The following is a 16,219-nucleotide window of genomic DNA, read 5'->3' on the forward strand; positions in this document are numbered from 1 at the left end:
GAGCGGTCGCATTTCGCCTATGCAGCATAGGTCCAAGCGCAGCCGGGCAATCGCCTTGCCCAATAGCGAGTTGCGCACGCGCGCCACCGAATATCTGGATTTTCTGGCCGCGTGGGTAAAGAAGCCCCGCCAGACGGCCTCTGTCGTGCCGTCCAGCCGCTTCCTCGCGCGCCTGATGGTAGAGCAGATCGACCCTGCCGGCGGTCGTGTGCTGGAGTTGGGCGGCGGTACGGGCGTGTTCACGCGCGCCATCCTGGAAACCGGACTGCCGGCGAACCATCTGGAGGTGGTGGAAATCAACCCGGCGTTCGCGCGCGGGCTGCGGCGTCATTTCCCCTCGGTTTCGGTGCTGGAAACGCCGGCGCAGATCGTATCGACGGCGACGGCCGGCGAACCTGGCGACTATCAGCTGGTGGTGAGCGGCCTGCCGCTGCTGGCGATGGACCGCCATGTCCATGCCGACATCCTGTCCGAAGCCTTCCATATGCTGCGGCCAGGTGGCAGCTTCATACAATTCACCTATTCGATGCGCCCGCCAGTCAACCGCGACATACTTGATTCCCTGGGACTGGACGTGGTGCGCGACGGGCATACCGTGCGCAACTTCCCGCCGGCGACCGTTTTCCGGTTCTTCCGGCGCGGGCAATAGGTTGCATAAGGCCATCGGCCCCCTATCTTCGCCGCAACGCGAAAAGGGGGACCGCCGTTCATGGCATCCATTATCAACATACGCGGCCTGACCAAACGCTATGCGTCGGGCTTTGAGGCGCTAAAGGGCGTCGATCTTTCGATCGAAGAGGGTGAGATTTTCGCGCTGCTGGGCCCCAATGGCGCGGGCAAGACGACGATGATCTCCATTATCTGCGGCATTGCTCGGCCGACCGGCGGCGAGGTGCAGGTCGCAGGGCACGATATCGCGCGCGATTATCGGGGCGCGCGCAGCGCGATCGGACTGGTGCCCCAGGAATTGAGCACCGATCAGTTCGAACGGGTGATCGACACCGTGACGTTCAGCCGCGGCCTGTTCGGCAAGCCGCGCAATGACGCCTATGTCGAAAAAATCCTGCGCGACCTGTCCCTGTGGGACAAGCGGCACAGCAAGATATTGGAATTGTCGGGCGGCATGAAGCGCCGGGTGATGATCGCCAAGGCACTGAGCCACGAGCCGCGCGTCCTGTTCCTGGACGAGCCGACCGCGGGCGTCGATGTCGAGCTGCGGCGCGACATGTGGAAGCTGATCGGCGAACTGCGCCAGACCGGCGTCACCATCATCCTGACCACCCATTATATCGAGGAGGCCGAGGAAATGGCCGACCGCGTGGGCGTCATCAACCGGGGCGAACTGATGCTGGTCGAGGAAAAGACCGCGCTCATGAAGAAGCTGGGCAAGAAGACGCTGACGATCGTCCTGATCGACCCTATCGCGACGCTGCCGCCGGAACTGGCGGACTGGGATCTTTCGCTCCATGCCGAAGGGCAGGAAATCGAATATATTTTCGATGCGCAGGCGGAGCGGACGGGCGTGTCGTCGCTGTTGCGACGGCTGGGCGACCTGGGCCTGGGCTACAAGGACCTCAACACGCGCCAGAGCAGCCTGGAGGATATCTTCGTCAGCCTGGTTCATCAGGAGAAGGCCGCATGAGCATTCAGAATCTGCGCGCCATCGCCGCCATCTACAAGTTTGAGCTGCACAGGTTCCGGCGCACGCTGCTGACGGGCCTGCTGGTCCCGGTCATCACCACGTCGCTCTATTTCGTGGTGTTCGGCGGGGCGATCGGCTCGCGCATGAATGAAATTGACGGCATTCCCTATGCCGCCTTCATCGTGCCCGGTCTCATCATGATGTCGATGTTCACCGAAAGCATCTTCAACGCCAGCTTCGGCATTTACATGCCCAAATTCACCGGCACCATCTATGAACTCCTGTCCGCGCCGGTATCCGCCGCCGAAACGATCATCGCCTATGTTGGCGCTGCGGCGACCAAGTCGCTGATCGTGGGCGCGATCATATTCCTGACGGCGCATCTGTTTGTGGATATTCAGGTCATGCATCCGCTGGCGATGGTCGCCTTCATGGTGCTGATCGCGGTCAGTTTCTGCCTGTTTGGCTTCATCCTGGGCATATGGGCGCAGAGTTTCGAGCAGTTGCAGGTCATCCCGCTGCTGCTGATCATGCCGATGACGTTCCTGGGCGGCGCTTTCTATTCGGTCCACATGCTGGCAGAGCCATGGCGCACGATCACGCTGTTCAACCCGATCGTCTATCTGATCTCGGGCTTTCGCTGGACCTTCTTCGGCAAGGGTGATGTGGGCATCGAATTCAGCCTGATCTTCGTCGCGGGGATGCTGGCGCTGTGCCTTGGCATCATCGGCTGGATGTTCCGGTCGGGCTATCGGCTGAAGAAATAGGGGCGTGCAAGACGGGCAGGGGGGAGCGAAAAGGCGCTCCCTCCCCCCGTCAAAAGGGGCTGGATCAGGCGGCGGCGCTTTCGGGGGCGACGGCGAACAGGGTCACGCCCTTATATTTGTCATCGCCATCATTATAGAGGCCATACATCGCCTCAAACGTCTCATCGAGCACCTGAATGTCGGACAGGCCCGCCAGCTTGAACGTGCCAAGCTTCAGCTCGCGCGGCGGGCGGCCGTCGCGATCGGTCGTCACGGCGTCGATATACATCTCGTCATGACGGGTATAAAGGATGTGCGGGGCGAGGGTGACGACCATCTTGTTATAGGTCACCTTCAGGCACTTCTGGAGCGCGATCGCTTCAAAAATCTCGGTCGGGGCTTGCATGATGAGCATTCCCTGACGGATTTTGGCGATTCTTTCAATTGCTTTGTGCGCCGCACCATTTCCTTCCGTGCAATCGTTGCGGCGAATGGTTTACTGGTGGGGCAACAGGTGGAGCCGCTCGCGCAGCGTCCAGCGCGCGACCAGCAACACCGCTGCGGCGCCAAGCCCGCTTGCCAGGCCAAGCCAGATGCCGACGCCCTGCAGCCCGAACGGGAAAGCAAGCAGCGTCCCGACGCCGATCCCCACCACCCAGTACCCGATCAGCGCAAAGACCATTGGCACGCGCGTGTCCTGGACGCCACGCAAGACGCCCGCGCCCACCGCCTGCGCGGCGTCGGCCAGCTGAAACAGGGCGGCGACGGCCAGGAAGCTGACGGCCAGACTGACCGTGCGCGCATTGGCCGGATCCGCCAGATCGAGAAAGGCGGAGACCAGGGTGCGCGGTATCAGGATAAGCAGAGCCGCCGCGCAAAAGGCAAAGCCGGTGCCGATGCCCAGCGCCAGCCAGCCCGAGCGCCCGACGCCGGCGCGGTCGCCGCGTCCATAGGCGATGCCCACCCGCACGGTCGCGGCCTGACCAATGCCCATCGGCACCATGAAGACAAGCGCGGCGATCTGGATCGCGACCGCATGGGCGGCCAGCGAATCCCGGCCGATCAGTCCCATCAGGAAGGCCGAGGCATTGAAGACGCTAGTTTCAAAGCCCAGCGTGATGGCGATGGGCAGGCCCAGCGCCCACACCTGACGATGCCGCTCCCGATCGGCGGACCAGAAACGGCCGATCAGCCGATAGCGCCGGAAACGCCGGTCGATCAGGATCACGGCCAGCAGCCCGAAGAACAGGAAGCTGGACGACAGGGTACTGGCCAGCCCGGCTCCAAACAGGCCAAGCGCGGGCAACCCCAGATGGCCGAAGATCAGCGCCCAGCCTGCCGCGACGTTGAGCGGGATCGCCGCCAGCATGATGACGAGGCCCCAGACCGGCCGTTCCAGCGCGGCGATGAAGTTGCGCAGCGTCGTGAAGCCCAGGAAGGGGAGCAGCGCCCATTGCAGCCCGCGCATCAATTCGCCTGCGCCGCGCGCGAGATCGGGCTGCTGCCCCAGCGCCAGCAATATGGCTTCGCAATACCAGAGGATGACCCAGGACGGGATCACGAAGAACAGGGCGGCGCGCAGCGTCTGGTGCACGGTGCGGCGCACGTCGCGCACGCTATGGCGGCGGCGGCCACGCTCGCTGGCGATCAGGGGCGAGGCGGCCGTGACAAGGCCCATGCCGAAGATCAGCAGGGCATGGAACAGGTTGATGGCGAGCGCGCCCGCCGCCACGCTTTCCGCGCCCCGCCGGCCGAGCAGCAGCAGGTCGCTGGCGGCAATGGCGGACCAGGCGATGTTGCCCGCGATCATCGGCAACGCCAGCAGGATGAGCGCACGCGCTTCGGTGCGCCAAGGATGGGTGGATGTCATGACAAATTTTGGCGAAGAGGCGCGCATCTTCGCTCACGCTCCGAAAATTGTGGCTTTAATGCTTTTTGAACAGGTGCAGCACAGCGACGATGAGGCCGCCCACCACCAGCCCGACGATCGCACCGCCAATGACGTTGACGATCCAGTCGGCCGCTGCGCCGATCGCGGGCAGGGCCTGCGCCGCTGAGGCCGCCAGATGATGGATGGCGCCAGGCACCAGATCCAGGTGGAATTCGTGCAGGCCATGGACGATGAGGCCGCCGCCGACCCACAGCATCGCGGCGGTGCCAACGACGCTCAGCACCGACATCAGTACGGGCATCGCCTTGACGAGGCCCCGACCCAGCGCCTGCGTGGCGGCTGATGACCGCTGCGCCAGGTGGAGGCCGATATCGTCCATCTTCACGATAAGCCCGACCACGCCATAAACGCCAGCCGTGATCAGCAAGGCGACGACGACAAGGACAACAGCCTGTTCCCAGATCGGCTCGCTCGCCACCGTGCCGAGTGAGATGGCCATGATCTCACCTGACAGGATGAAATCGGTGCGGATGGCGCTGGACACCTTCTGCTGTTCCAGTTCGGCGGAATTGTGCGTCTGAATCGCCTCTTGCGCGACGTCATGGCCCTTGCCCATCGCCTCGATCAGCTTTTCGACGGCTTCGAAGCAGAGGAAAGCGCCGCCCGCCATCAGCAGCGGCGGCAGCAGCCAGGGCGCAAAGGCCGACAGCAGCAGCGCAGCCGGCAGCAGGAAGAGCAATTTGTTGCGGAGCGACCCCTTGGCGATCTGCCAGATGATCGGCAATTCGCGCTCGGGACTGAGGCCCATGACATAATTGGGGGTGACGGCCGTGTCGTCAATGACGACGCCCGCCGCCTTGGAACCTGCCCGGCCTGCCGCGCCGGCGACGTCGTCGAGCGAGGTGGCGGCCAGCTTGGCGATGCCCGCCACATCATCGAGCAGCGCAATCAAACCCGAAGGCATGATGGAAAATCCCCTGTTGCAGGCGGCAAAGGCACCGCCTGTCCGGTCGCTCCCTTACCGGGCGCTGATCAGGGGAGCAATGGGCCTCATGCGTCGAAACCCCGAGTCAGAAATTGCCCGGCGGATCGCTGGCGGGAAAGCTTTCGTCCGCCTGTTCATCGACCTTGTCCCAGCTTGGCTCGCCGCCTTGCGGTCCAGCGTCGCGCACGACGCCGGATGATCCGACCGGGCCGCGATCATCGGCCTCTCCGCCGCCCATCCAGTCGCGCCATCCCTTGACCGCGAAATAGCCCAGGCCCGTGACGATCCCCAGCTTCAAAAGCCCCTTCATGATGGTGTCTCCTGCTTTTTATGAAGATGAACCCAGTCCGCGCGGTCATGGCTGACCGCATCGGGCGTCAGTTGCATGTCCCCTTCTTCGTCGGTCCCCAATGGCGGCTCGGTTTCCGGCGCCGTCTGTGCCAGCGACCAGCGGTCGCGCAGCGCGGCCTCGATCATCGCGCCCCAGGCGGATGCATCGCCCGCTTCGCGCATGGCGGCGTCGGGTTCCTTGAGGATAGCCAGGATGCTCGCGGCGTCCTCCACGCGAGCGGGCCAATGGTCGGGCTGATCCGCCGCCAGGTGACGCGCCAGTCTTTCGATAAGGGAACGGTTTTCCATGGCTGTCGAACGCCCGGCCGCATGGGCCGTTCCGGATTTCGTTTCGCCTGCGCGACTTAATGTCGGCGGAAAGGCATGGCGTCTAACCTGTCTTGCTTTTTGCGGATCGCGTCAGGACCGGACAACAAAAAAGCCGCCCGTCGCCGGGCGGCTCTTTCGTTTGGATCCTGCAAGGAAACTCAGGCTTCGTCTTCGGCCGGGGTTTCTTCTTCGGTGTCCGCGGCGATTTCGCCGGGCTCCGCATTGGGATCATAGTCTTCGGTGAAGCCGGCCTCGTCCTTTTCGAACATTTCGGCCATCACGTCGACACCCTGCGCCTGCAGTTCGGCCTCTTCAGGCGACCGCGCGACGTTGACGGTGACCGTCACGGCGACTTCGGGGTGCAGCGCGACCTTAACGTCGAACACGCCCAGCGTCTTGATCGGGCGTTCCAGCACGACCATTGCCTTGGTCACATTGGTGACGCCGTCGGCGTGCAGCGCGTCCACCACGTCGCGGACCGCGACCGACCCATAAAGCTGGCCGGAGTTGGACGACTGGCGGATGAGCACGATCTGCTTGCCGTTGACACCTTCGGCCGCCTTTTCAGCGTCGCCACGACGGGCGGCGTTTTCGGCTTCGATGCGGGCGCGGTTGGCTTCGAACACCGCCTTGTTGGCGTTGTTGGAGCGCAGGGCCTTCTTGTTGGGCAGCAGGAAGTTACGCGCATAACCGTCCTTGACGGTTACGACGTCGCCGATCGCGCCCAGCTTCTCGATGCGTTCGAGGAGAATGATTTCCATGGGTCTTTCTCCCTTACTTCACGATGTAGGGCAGCAGGCCCAGATGACGGGCGCGCTTGATGGCCGAAGCCAGCTCGCGCTGCTTCTTGGCCGAAACGGCGGTGATGCGGCTGGGGACGATCTTGCCGCGCTCGGACACGAAGCCCTGAAGCAGACGGACGTCCTTATAATCGATCTTCGGCGCATCCTTGGCGGCGAAGGGGCAGCTCTTGCGGCGGCGGAAAAACGGGCGTGCCATGATCTAGATCTCCTTATTCGCCAGCGTTCGCGTCTTCGCGCTCGCGGCGCGGGCCACGATCGCCATCACGGCCGCCACGGTCGCCGCGCGACCCGCGGTCGCCACGATCCGAGCGTTCCTGCTTGCGCATCATCACCGACGGGCCGGTTTCCAGCTCGTCCACCTTGACGGTCATGTAGCGGATGATGTCTTCGTTGATCTGGGTCTGGCGCTCCAGTTCCGCGACGACGCCGGCAGGGGCGTCGATGTTCAGCATCACATAATGCGCCTTGCGATTCTTGGCGATCTTGTAGGCCAGGCTGCGCAGGCCCCAGGTTTCAACCTTGGTAACCTTGCCGTCCATGTCCTCGACGATCTTGGTGGCGGTTTCCGCCAAAGCGTCGACCTGCGCCTGTGCCAGATCCTGGCGCGCAAGGAAGACGTGCTCATAAAGAGCCATGTCATTGCCTCATCTGTTGGCCGATCGCTGACGCCCACCCCATGTGGAACGCCCCTCCGGCTGTCGTCTCAACTGCATTCACTCCCGCAGGGCCGAGTCACCCCGGTCCTGTTGGAAGCGGCGCCTATGACGCAAAGGCCGGGGAAAGGCAAGGCGCGTTTGTGCAGCATGATCCTGCCAGAAGCCGTTCGTTCCGAATAGCGAGCGCGCTTGTGGAAATGGCGTATCGAGGGATAGATTGGCGTGCGACCCGGCGATACGGGTCTTCGATACGCTCGGCCCCTATTCAGGGCGAACGGGAGGGGAGCAGAAAATCCATGCCAATCGCGATCGCCGCCCTGTCCCTCATCCTGCTGATGATTGCGGCCTATCGCGGCATGAGCGTCATCGTCATGGCGCCGTTACTCGCCATGCTGGCGGTGCTGCTGACGGACCCGGCCGCTGTGCCGGCGGCCTTTTCGGGCCTGTTCATGGAAAAGGCGGCGAGTTTCCTGAAGCTCTATTTTCCCGTCTTCCTGCTCGGCGCGCTGTTCGGCAAGCTGGTGGAAATTTCCGGCTTTTCCCGCGCGATTGTGACGGCGGTGATCGGATTCATCGGGGCAGGGCGCGCCATTCCGGCGATCATGATCGTCACCGCCCTGCTGACCTATGGCGGCGTTTCGGTGTTCGTTGCAGTGTTCGCGGTCTATCCTTTCGCAGCCGAAATGTTTCGCCGGGCCGATATTCCCAAGCGCCTGATCCCCGCCACGATCGGCCTGGGGGCGTTGACCTTCACCATGGATGCGTTGCCGGGCACGCCGCAGATCCAGAACATCATTCCCGCCAGCTTTTTCGGCACGACGGCCTGGGCCGCGCCGATCCTGGGGCTGATCGGATCAGCCTGCATCATCACGGCGGGCCTTGCCTATCTGGGCTGGCGGCGGCGCAGCCTGATGGCGGTGGGGGAGGGCTATGGCGCGCCCAGCCATCTCGTCAATGAACCCGACCAGCAGGACGCGGGCGCGACCATTCACCCGCTGATCGCGCTGCTGCCGCTGCTGGTCGTGGGTGTCGGCAATTTGCTGCTCACCATGGCGATCCCGCGCTGGGCAGGGGGCAAGGCGGTGACGTTGGCGCTTCCCGGCATGGCCGATCCGGTGTCGGTTCAGGTCGCGCAGATGGCGGCGCTATGGGCTGTCGAAGGGGCGCTTTTGCTGGGGATCGGCACGATTCTGCTCTTCGCCTTTCGCCCCGTCGCGCAACGCTTTGCCGGCGGATCCAAGGCTGCCGTCGGCGGCGCGCTGCTGGCGGGCATGAACACGGCGGTGGAATATGGGTTCGGCGCTGTTATCGCCGCGCTGCCGGGCTTCCTGATGGTCAAGGAAGCACTGCGTGCGATCCCCAACCCGTTGGTCAATGAAGCCATCACCGTGACGTCGCTTGCCGGCATCACCGGGTCGGCGTCCGGCGGCCTGTCGATCGCGCTGGCGGCGATGGCCGACCAGTTCGCGGCAGCGGGCGACGCGGCCGGCATCCCGCGCGAAGTGCTGCATCGCGTCGCCTCCATGGCGTCGGGCGGGATGGACAGTTTGCCGCACAATGGCGCGGTCATCACGTTGCTGGCCGTCACCGGCCTGACCCATCGTCAGGCCTATAAGGATATTTTCGCGTTGACGGTGATCAAGACGATGACGGTCTTTGTCGTCATCGCCGTCTATTATCTGACCGGGCTGGTCTAGCCCCGGTGCATTTCGGCCGATCCGATGAAATGCGCCCGGGTCGACGGCCCGGCATGGTCCAGCAGCTTTGCTACCTTGTCCTTTAGGGCCGAGGCGGGCTGAAAAGGATCATCATAGGCCATGCCCCATTCGCCAAATTCGCGCGCGTCGATCGACGCGTCGCGCAATTTGACGATCGCATTGTGCCGGCCATCGCGCGTGATGCGCTGGTAGATGCGCTCGACGGCATCCTTGGGACCTTCCAGGACCTGGAGGAAGCGTTTGCTGTTGAACAAGAGCAGGCCGGTGACGCCATCGACGCGATTGCGATCCTCCGCATCCTTGGCGATGGCGGCGCATTGCGTGGCCGAAACCGGCCCGGTCGCGCTGCTGATATACATGATCTGATGCAAGGACATGACCCAATCTCGTGAAAATGGCCCCCCGACCGGCCCGCAATTAAGCGGAAAACCCTTAAAGATCAGTATTTGACTTCGATCAGCAAAAAGCCCGGAGGCTGGGGCCTCCGGGCTTTCAAAAGGATGAGGATAATGTAGGGGTTAACGAATAACGCTGCCCACCACCGCGCCGATGATGCCGCTGGTGATGGCGATCAGGACGGCGTCATTGCCCGAGCGCACCCACTGATACCCGCGCGGCGGAGCGCTCAACCGATAATCGCGATAGTTGTTCACGACGCGATAATGGGTGGCATAGCGGCGGTCGAAACGCTGACCCTTCGCCCAGCGGCGGGCGGGCGTTGCCTTGCGGACTGTGGTCTTCTGCTTCACGACCGTGCGGCCGTGCGGCCTGTGCTTGACGACGGTGCGGGTCACTTCCTGCCGGTGCGGCGCCGCCTGCGCCTGAGCGGTGACGACGGGGCTGGCGACCAGCGTGGTGGTGGCCAGGGTCATGATGATCTTCTTGAACATAGTCTGCTCCTTTGCCTGTGATCGGGCGCCGCGTTCCGGCGTCGAAAACAGATTTAGGAGGCGGTTGTCGCGCGGATGTGTCGTCGGGTGCGCAACTTTGTCTGAAAATGCAACAAGCTGAATTTAAACCTGAATATCGGTTCATCGGCGGTTATTGACGGCGCTGCGCCTACTCGTGGCGCAGCGCGTCGATGGGATTGAGAGCGGCGGCGCGGCGTGCCGGGAAATAGCCGAACACAACCCCGATCGCGGCCGAAAAGAGGAAGGCGATAAGATTCACCTTCACGTCGAAGAGGAATGGCACCTGCATCAGTGGCGCGATGGCGAGCGACGCGATCAGCGCCAGCAAAAGCCCGATCAGGCCGCCGAGGCACGACAGCACGATGGCTTCGACCAGAAACTGCATCAGCACTTCGCGCGCGACCGCGCCGATGGCCAGGCGGATGCCGATTTCCCGCGTGCGTTCCGTCACCGACACCAGCATGATGTTCATGATGCCGATGCCCCCGACCAGCAGGGAGATGGCCGCCACCGCACCGACGATCTGGGTCAGGATGGTAGTGGTGCCAGTCAGCGTGTCGCTGATCTGCTTGGTGTCGAAGACGTTGAAATTATCTTCGGTGCCCGGTTTGATCTTGCGCCGTTCGCGCATCAATTCCTCCAGGCTGGTCTGGACGGTCGATGTGTCATAGGCATCATCGACCGCCACCATGATCTGGCTGACGTCGCGGTCGCCGGTGAAGCGCCGCTGCACGAAGCGGATCGGCATGACGACGACATCGTCCTGATCACCAAAGCCGCCTTGGCCGCGTGTCGACAGGACGCCGATCACCTGGCAGGACACGCCCTTGATGCGCATGCGCTTGCCCAGCGGGTCATTATTCTGGAACAGGTTGGTGCGCACGGTATTGCCGATGACGCAGACCGGCTTTCCGGCCTCTTCCTCTTCGGGCATGAACAGCCGTCCGTCGGCGACTTTCCATTGCTGGACTTCGGAATAGGCCGATGTGGTGCCATAGACGGTGGTCGACCAGTTATTGCCTTCATAGATGGCGGTGCCGCTCGACTGGACCAGTGGGGCGACCGCGCGCACGCCGGTCAGCTGGTTCTGGATCGCGGTCAGGTCTGCTTCCTTGAAGTCGGGCGGACGCGGCCCGCCGCCGCCACGACCAAAGCCTTGGCCGGGGCGCAATTGCAGCACATTGGCGCCCAGCGAGCTGATCTGTTCGCGCACCGCCGCCGTCGCGCCATTGCCCAATGTGACCATGGTCACGACGGCCGCCACGCCGATGATGATGCCAAGCGTGGTCAGGAAGCTGCGCAGCTTGTGCCGGTTGATCGCGCGGAAGGCGAGGATGATGGTGGTGCCCAGCATTATGCGCCTGCTCCTGCGTCCACCCGTTCGACCAGCCCGTCCTTGAAATGGACGATGGTGCGGGCAAAGGCCGCCATGTCCGGCTCATGCGTGACCATCAGCACGGTGATGCCGCTATTGCGGTTGAGGTCGGTCAGTAATTCCATGATCTCGATCGACCGTTCGGAATCGAGGTTTCCGGTGGGCTCGTCCGCCAGCAGCACATCGGGCTGCGTCACAATGGCGCGGGCGATGGCGACGCGCTGCTGCTGACCGCCAGACAGTTCGGCGGGCGTATGGTCCCACCAGGGCTTGAGGCCCACCTTGTCGAGCGCCGCCATGCCCATGTCGTAGCGGGTCTTCTTGTCCTCGCCGCGATAGAGGAGGGGCAGTTCCACATTTTCCAGCGCGGTCGTGCGCGACAGCAGGTTGAAGCCCTGAAACACGAAGCCGAGATAGCGGCGGCGCAGGAGCGCACGCTGGTCGCGGTCGAGTGTTTCGACATGGCGCCCCTTGAACAGGAAGGCGCCCCCCGATGGCACGTCGAGGCACCCCAATATGTTCATCGTGGTGGACTTGCCGGAACCCGACGGCCCCATGACGGCGACGAAATCCCCCTGCGCGATGTCGAGGTCGATGCCCTTGAGCGCCTGAAAGGCGGTCGCCCCTTCGCCATAAATCTTGGTGACGCCGCGCAGCGAGATGATGGGTTTGTCGGTCATCAGCGGTCAGGTTCCGCTCTGCCGTCCGGTGCCGCGCGTCTCCGTTGGTTCGCTCTGGCCCTGCGCGGGCGCGACCGGCGCGGTTTCGGGCGCGGCGTCGCCTGAATTGCCCAGCTTGCCCATGCTCGCCGGGCTGCCATCGGTCGATGGATTACGCGGCCTTTGGCCTGTCGCCTTGTCCTGGGCGTTGCCCGCGTCGGCCTTCTGGTCCTCGGCCGGCGCTTCCTGGCCCGCCGCGAGTTGCCCTGTGATGACCTTCATGCCGGATTTGAGGTCGCCTCCGGTGATGACGGTGCGCGATCCGTCACTGGCGCCGACGACCACTTGAACCGGCTTGGGATTGCCGTCTTCACCCAGCACATAAACGGTCTGGCTGCTGCCCGCGCCGAAATTGACCTGGCGATTGCCGCCGCGGCGGAAACGGCGCGGGCCGGGCAGCACGCTGGTGATGCCGCCGCCATCCGATGCGCCGCTGCTGGGCTTGAAGCGCAAGGCGCTGTTGGGAACCAGCAGCACGTCATGCAATTCCTGCGTCACGATGTCCGCCGTCGCCGTCATGCCGGGGCGCAGAATTTCGTCCTGATTGTTTACGGACAGCACGGCCGTGTAGGCGACCACGGTGCCGGTGGTGGTGCTGGAACTGCTGGAAGTGGAGGAGGAACTGGAACTGCTCGACGCATTCGACCCGACATTCACGCGCGTGACCTTGGCCGGGAAGCTGCGGCCGGGAAAGGCGTCGACGGCGAAGGTTGCGGACTGGCCTTCCTTCACCTGGCCGACATCGGCCTCGTCCACCGCGACCTCGACCTCCATCTGCGTCAGGTCCTCTGCGATGGTGAAGAGCACCGGCGCATTCAGGGACGCGGCGACCGTCTGCCCCGGCTCGATATCGCGCGACAGCACGACGCCGGTGACGGGCGACACGATCTGCGCGATCGACAAATTGGTCTGGGCGCTCGACAACTGGGCCTGCGACGCTGTGACCTGCGCCCGGGCCGATCGCAGATTGGCGATCGCGCTCTGATAATCGGCGCGCGCGGCGTCCAGCTCCGTTTTCGCGGGAACCCGGCCGCCTGACAGCTTGAACACATTTTCCTGCCGGTCGAGCGTCGCCTTGGCCAGTGCGACCTGCGCCTGCGCCTGCGCGACGCTGGCCTGCGAGGAGGCGACCTGGGCGCGGTTCTGGTTCACCGTGTCGACCAGCCGCCGCGTGTCGAGTTCGGCCAGCTTCTGCCCGCGCGTCACCCGGTCATTCACGTCGACATAGACTTGCGTGATCTTGCCCGATTGTTCGGAGCCGACATCCACCTGGTTGATGGGTTTCAAATTGCCGGTCGCTGACACCGTGACCGTCAGGTCTCCCTGCCGCACAGCGCGGGTCGCATAATTGGGCTTGTCGTCGCCACCAAAACAGCGGGCGATCAGCAGGATGGCGATCAGCAACGCGATGCCGATGCCGCCGCGGATCACCCATTTGCGCCACGGTTTTTCCGGCTTGGCGCCAAGGAAGTCATTGAGGTCCTGATCGGTGGTCATGTCATTGCTCATCGGGGCGGTCGTCCATGCTCTGCCAGCCGCCGCCCAGCGCATTATAGAGCTGGGCGATGGCAAGGGCTTCGTCGGCTTGCGCAGAAGCCAGGCTGTTGCGGGCGTTCAAAAGCGTATTTTCGCTGTTTGACAATGTCTGGAAGTCGATCAGACCAGCCTGATACTGGCTGCGCGCCAGGATCGCGGCGTTGTTCGACGCATCATAGGCGATGGCGAATTCCGCCTTGCGCGCGCGGGCGCTGGTGAGAGAGGCCATCGCGTTTTCGACATCCTCCAGCGCGCTCAGCACATTTTGCTTGTAGGCGGCGAAGGCGGCATCGGTCGCGGCCTTTTGCGCGCGCACCTGCGATGCCAGCCGCCCGCCATCGAAAATGGTCTGCGCGACATTAGCGAACACGCCGCCGGTGATGAGCTCGAACAGCTGGCTGAACGCGTTCGACGTAGTGCCGATATTGCCGCTGATGCCGAGCGAGGGATAAAGCTGCGCCTGTGCTACGCCGATCCGGGCGGTTGCAGCGGCAAGCGCGCGTTCGGCGCTACGCACGTCCGGGCGCTGGCGCAGCGTATCGGCCGGAATCCCGGTCGCGATGTCCGTCGGCGGCTGCGGGATGGGGGCGGGCGTTTCCAGCGTCCGCGTCGCGCTGCCCGGCGCTTGTCCTGTTAGCACCGCGATGCGGTTGAGGCTGCCTTTGAGGCTCGCCTCCAGCTGCGGGATGGTGGCGTTGGTCTGCGCCAGCTGCGCGCGGGCCTGCTGTTCGTCGAGTGAGGAGACGAGGCCCGCCTGCAACCGCCAGCTGGCGATCTGATAATTGTCGCGCTGCACCGCCTGGGTTTCGCGCGCTACCTTGAGCTGCGCCTGCGCCAACCGCGCCTGAACATAATTGTTCACCAGTTCGGATATGACCGTCATGCGCACGGTGGCGAGGTCAAAGCCCGACGCTTCCAGATCAGCGCGCGCCGCTTCGCGCCCGCGCCGCAATTCGCCGAACAGGTCGAGTTGCCAGCTGGCGTTGGTGCGGGCCGAATAGCTGCTCGACCAGTTGCCGCCGCCGCCGCCAATCGGATTGCCATTGGCGTCCAGACGGCCGCCGGCATCCTGGCTGCTGTAATTGCGCCCGCCCGTCGCGGAACCGCTCAATTGCGGCAGCAGACTGGCATTGGACTGGATCAGGCTTTCGCGCGCTTGCCGCAGCCGCGCCTGCGCTTGCACGACGTCCAGATTATTGGCCACCGCCTGGTCGATGAGCGCGCTCAACGTCGGGTCGTTGAGGCGCGTCCACCACTGGCCAAGCTCCGCTTCACTGAGCGCCGCGCCATCGCCCGCGCTATAGGCGGCCGGCACGCCCAGCGCGCCCGTCTGCGGCGCGCGATAATCCGGGCCGGCGGCGCAGGCGGACAGCGTCAGCGCCGTCCCGCTGATCCATGCTAGGCGATATCGCACCTTTTCCTTGCACTCCGTCGTCGTTAAAGGGGCCGCTTCATGCCGATCCTTTGAGGGATCGGCGACCATATATGTCCTGACTGCCGCAGGGGTGTGTATGGCTCAACGACATTTATGTCTCAAAGTGTAACGGCAGTGAGAAACGGCGCTTTTGCGAGCGCTTCGGGCTTCGAGGTGAATGATGCGGGCATTTCTATTTCCGGGACAGGGCAGCCAGTCGGTCGGCATGGGCAAGGCGTTGGCGGATGCCAGCGGCGCGGCGAAGGAGCTGTTTCAGGAGGTGGACGAGGCCCTGTCGCAGCATCTGTTCCGTATCATGGTGGAGGGACCGGACAGCGATTTGACCCTCACGGAAAATGCCCAGCCCGCGATCATGGCCAACGCCATCGCCACGCTGCGTGTCATGCAGAAGGAAGGCGGCTTTTCTCTGGCCGACAAGGGCGATTATGTCGCCGGGCACAGCCTGGGCGAATATAGCGCGCTGTGCGCGGCCGAGGCGTTCGATATCGGCACCACGGCGCGCTTGCTGAAATTGCGGGGCCAGGCGATGCAGGCCGCCGTGCCGGTGGGAGAGGGCGCGATGGCCGCGCTGCTGGGCGCGGATATCGACAAGGCGCAGGCGCTGGCGGACGCGGCCGCGCAGGGCGAGGTGTGCACCGTCGCGAATGACAATGATCCCACGCAGGTGGTGATTTCCGGCCATCGCGGCGCGATCGAGCGTGCGGTGGCGATGGTGAAGGACCATGGCATCAAGCGCGGCGTGCTGCTGCCTGTGTCGGCGCCTTTCCACTGCCCGTTGATGCAGCCGGCCGCCGAGGCAATGGAGACGGCGCTGGGCAAGGCAGCGATCAACGCGCCGCTGCTGCCGGTCTACGCCAATGTGCTGGCCGCGCCGATCGCCGACGGCGAAGAGATCAAGGCCCGCCTGGTCGAGCAGGTGACGGGCCGCGTGCGCTGGCGTGAATCCGTAGCGGCAATGTGGGACGCGGGCGTCACGGACTTCGTGGAGGTCGGCGGCAAGGTGCTCGGCCCGATGGTCAAGCGCATCGCCCCCGACGCGACCGTGCGCAGCATCGTGACGATGGACGACATCGAAGGCGCGCTGGCGGCGTTCTGATTCCTGTTCGCGCGGAGGCGCGAAGACGTTCTCTGCGCTTTTGCAC

At 64.1% G+C, this 16,219-nt stretch carries 19 protein-coding genes; 5 read left to right on the plus strand and 14 right to left on the minus strand.

What is annotated here, in order from left to right; translation table 11 throughout:
* The first annotated feature begins 19 nt into the window (after positions 1-19).
* Genes LL253_RS03680 through LL253_RS03690 form a run of 3 tightly spaced genes read left to right on the plus strand, consistent with a single transcriptional unit; the run spans position 20 to position 2,409 of the window.
* Complete coding sequence (locus tag LL253_RS03680) at positions 20-649, plus strand: class I SAM-dependent methyltransferase (protein ID WP_009821288.1); 630 nt, start codon at positions 20-22, stop codon at positions 647-649.
* Positions 650-709: 60 nt separating this feature from the next.
* Positions 710-1,642, plus strand: coding sequence for an ABC transporter ATP-binding protein (locus LL253_RS03685; RefSeq protein WP_228226251.1), 933 nt, complete (start codon positions 710-712; stop codon positions 1,640-1,642).
* A complete protein-coding gene (locus tag LL253_RS03690; protein WP_009821290.1) occupies positions 1,639-2,409 on the plus strand; it encodes an ABC transporter permease in 771 nt (256 codons plus the stop codon). Before LL253_RS03685 ends, LL253_RS03690 begins: the two co-directional genes overlap by 4 nt.
* Before the next feature lie 64 nt (positions 2,410-2,473).
* On the opposite strand, the gene LL253_RS03695 is transcribed toward LL253_RS03690, so the two are convergent.
* From LL253_RS03695 to rpsF, 8 genes are all read right to left on the minus strand, one after another.
* On the minus strand, positions 2,474-2,794 hold the full coding sequence (locus LL253_RS03695; RefSeq protein ID WP_031297835.1) for a WYL domain-containing protein: 321 nt from the start codon (positions 2,792-2,794) through the stop codon (positions 2,474-2,476).
* A 90-nt stretch (positions 2,795-2,884) separates the two neighbouring features.
* Positions 2,885-4,258 carry an MATE family efflux transporter gene (locus tag LL253_RS03700; protein ID WP_228226252.1) on the minus strand — a complete coding sequence of 458 codons (1,374 nt, stop codon included), beginning with the start codon at positions 4,256-4,258 and terminating at the stop codon, positions 2,885-2,887.
* A 55-nt stretch (positions 4,259-4,313) separates the two neighbouring features.
* Positions 4,314-5,243: a DUF808 domain-containing protein gene (locus LL253_RS03705; RefSeq protein WP_228226253.1), complete on the minus strand. Its 930-nt coding sequence runs from the start codon at positions 5,241-5,243 to the stop codon at positions 4,314-4,316.
* 106 nt (positions 5,244-5,349) lie between these two features.
* A complete protein-coding gene (locus LL253_RS03710) occupies positions 5,350-5,574 on the minus strand; it encodes a hypothetical protein (protein WP_009821295.1) in 225 nt (74 codons plus the stop codon).
* Positions 5,571-5,903, minus strand: a complete 333-nt coding sequence (locus tag LL253_RS03715) for a hypothetical protein (RefSeq protein ID WP_228226254.1) — start codon at positions 5,901-5,903, stop codon at positions 5,571-5,573. Before LL253_RS03715 ends, LL253_RS03710 begins: the two co-directional genes overlap by 4 nt.
* Before the next feature lie 179 nt (positions 5,904-6,082).
* Complete coding sequence (rplI, locus tag LL253_RS03720; RefSeq protein ID WP_009821297.1) at positions 6,083-6,685, minus strand: 50S ribosomal protein L9; 603 nt, start codon at positions 6,683-6,685, stop codon at positions 6,083-6,085.
* 13 nt (positions 6,686-6,698) lie between these two features.
* Positions 6,699-6,923, minus strand: a complete 225-nt coding sequence (rpsR, locus tag LL253_RS03725) for a 30S ribosomal protein S18 (RefSeq protein ID WP_009821298.1) — start codon at positions 6,921-6,923, stop codon at positions 6,699-6,701.
* Positions 6,924-6,936: 13 nt separating this feature from the next.
* On the minus strand, positions 6,937-7,362 hold the full coding sequence (gene rpsF, locus LL253_RS03730) for a 30S ribosomal protein S6 (RefSeq protein WP_009821299.1): 426 nt from the start codon (positions 7,360-7,362) through the stop codon (positions 6,937-6,939).
* 317 nt (positions 7,363-7,679) lie between these two features.
* Between rpsF and LL253_RS03735 the strand changes: the two genes are divergently transcribed.
* Positions 7,680-9,080, plus strand: a complete 1,401-nt coding sequence (locus LL253_RS03735) for a GntP family permease (protein ID WP_228226255.1) — start codon at positions 7,680-7,682, stop codon at positions 9,078-9,080.
* Here the strand turns inward: LL253_RS03735 and LL253_RS03740 are convergent.
* From LL253_RS03740 to LL253_RS03765, 6 genes are all read right to left on the minus strand, one after another.
* Positions 9,077-9,460, minus strand: coding sequence for a BLUF domain-containing protein (locus tag LL253_RS03740; RefSeq protein WP_266100859.1), 384 nt, complete (start codon positions 9,458-9,460; stop codon positions 9,077-9,079). The genes LL253_RS03735 and LL253_RS03740 overlap by 4 nt on opposite strands.
* Positions 9,461-9,619: 159 nt before the next feature.
* Positions 9,620-9,991, minus strand: a complete 372-nt coding sequence (locus LL253_RS03745) for an RcnB family protein (RefSeq protein WP_228226257.1) — start codon at positions 9,989-9,991, stop codon at positions 9,620-9,622.
* 169 nt (positions 9,992-10,160) lie between these two features.
* Positions 10,161-11,366, minus strand: coding sequence for an ABC transporter permease (locus tag LL253_RS03750; RefSeq protein ID WP_228226258.1), 1,206 nt, complete (start codon positions 11,364-11,366; stop codon positions 10,161-10,163).
* Entirely contained in the window at positions 11,366-12,067 is a 702-nt protein-coding gene (locus LL253_RS03755; protein ID WP_228220410.1) for an ABC transporter ATP-binding protein, read from the minus strand. Before LL253_RS03755 ends, LL253_RS03750 begins: the two co-directional genes overlap by 1 nt.
* A 6-nt stretch (positions 12,068-12,073) precedes the next feature.
* Positions 12,074-13,615, minus strand: a complete 1,542-nt coding sequence (locus tag LL253_RS03760; protein WP_228226259.1) for an efflux RND transporter periplasmic adaptor subunit — start codon at positions 13,613-13,615, stop codon at positions 12,074-12,076.
* Complete coding sequence (locus LL253_RS03765) at positions 13,605-15,056, minus strand: efflux transporter outer membrane subunit (protein WP_228226260.1); 1,452 nt, start codon at positions 15,054-15,056, stop codon at positions 13,605-13,607. The genes LL253_RS03760 and LL253_RS03765 overlap by 11 nt, the downstream gene beginning before the upstream one ends.
* A gap of 181 nt (positions 15,057-15,237) precedes the next feature.
* Between LL253_RS03765 and fabD the strand changes: the two genes are divergently transcribed.
* A complete protein-coding gene (gene fabD / locus LL253_RS03770; protein WP_228226374.1) occupies positions 15,238-16,173 on the plus strand; it encodes an ACP S-malonyltransferase in 936 nt (311 codons plus the stop codon).
* Positions 16,174-16,219: the final 46 nt, after the last annotated feature.

The sequence above is a fragment of the Sphingobium soli genome (genome assembly GCF_020782245.1).
GTDB lineage: Bacteria > Pseudomonadota > Alphaproteobacteria > Sphingomonadales > Sphingomonadaceae > Sphingobium > Sphingobium soli.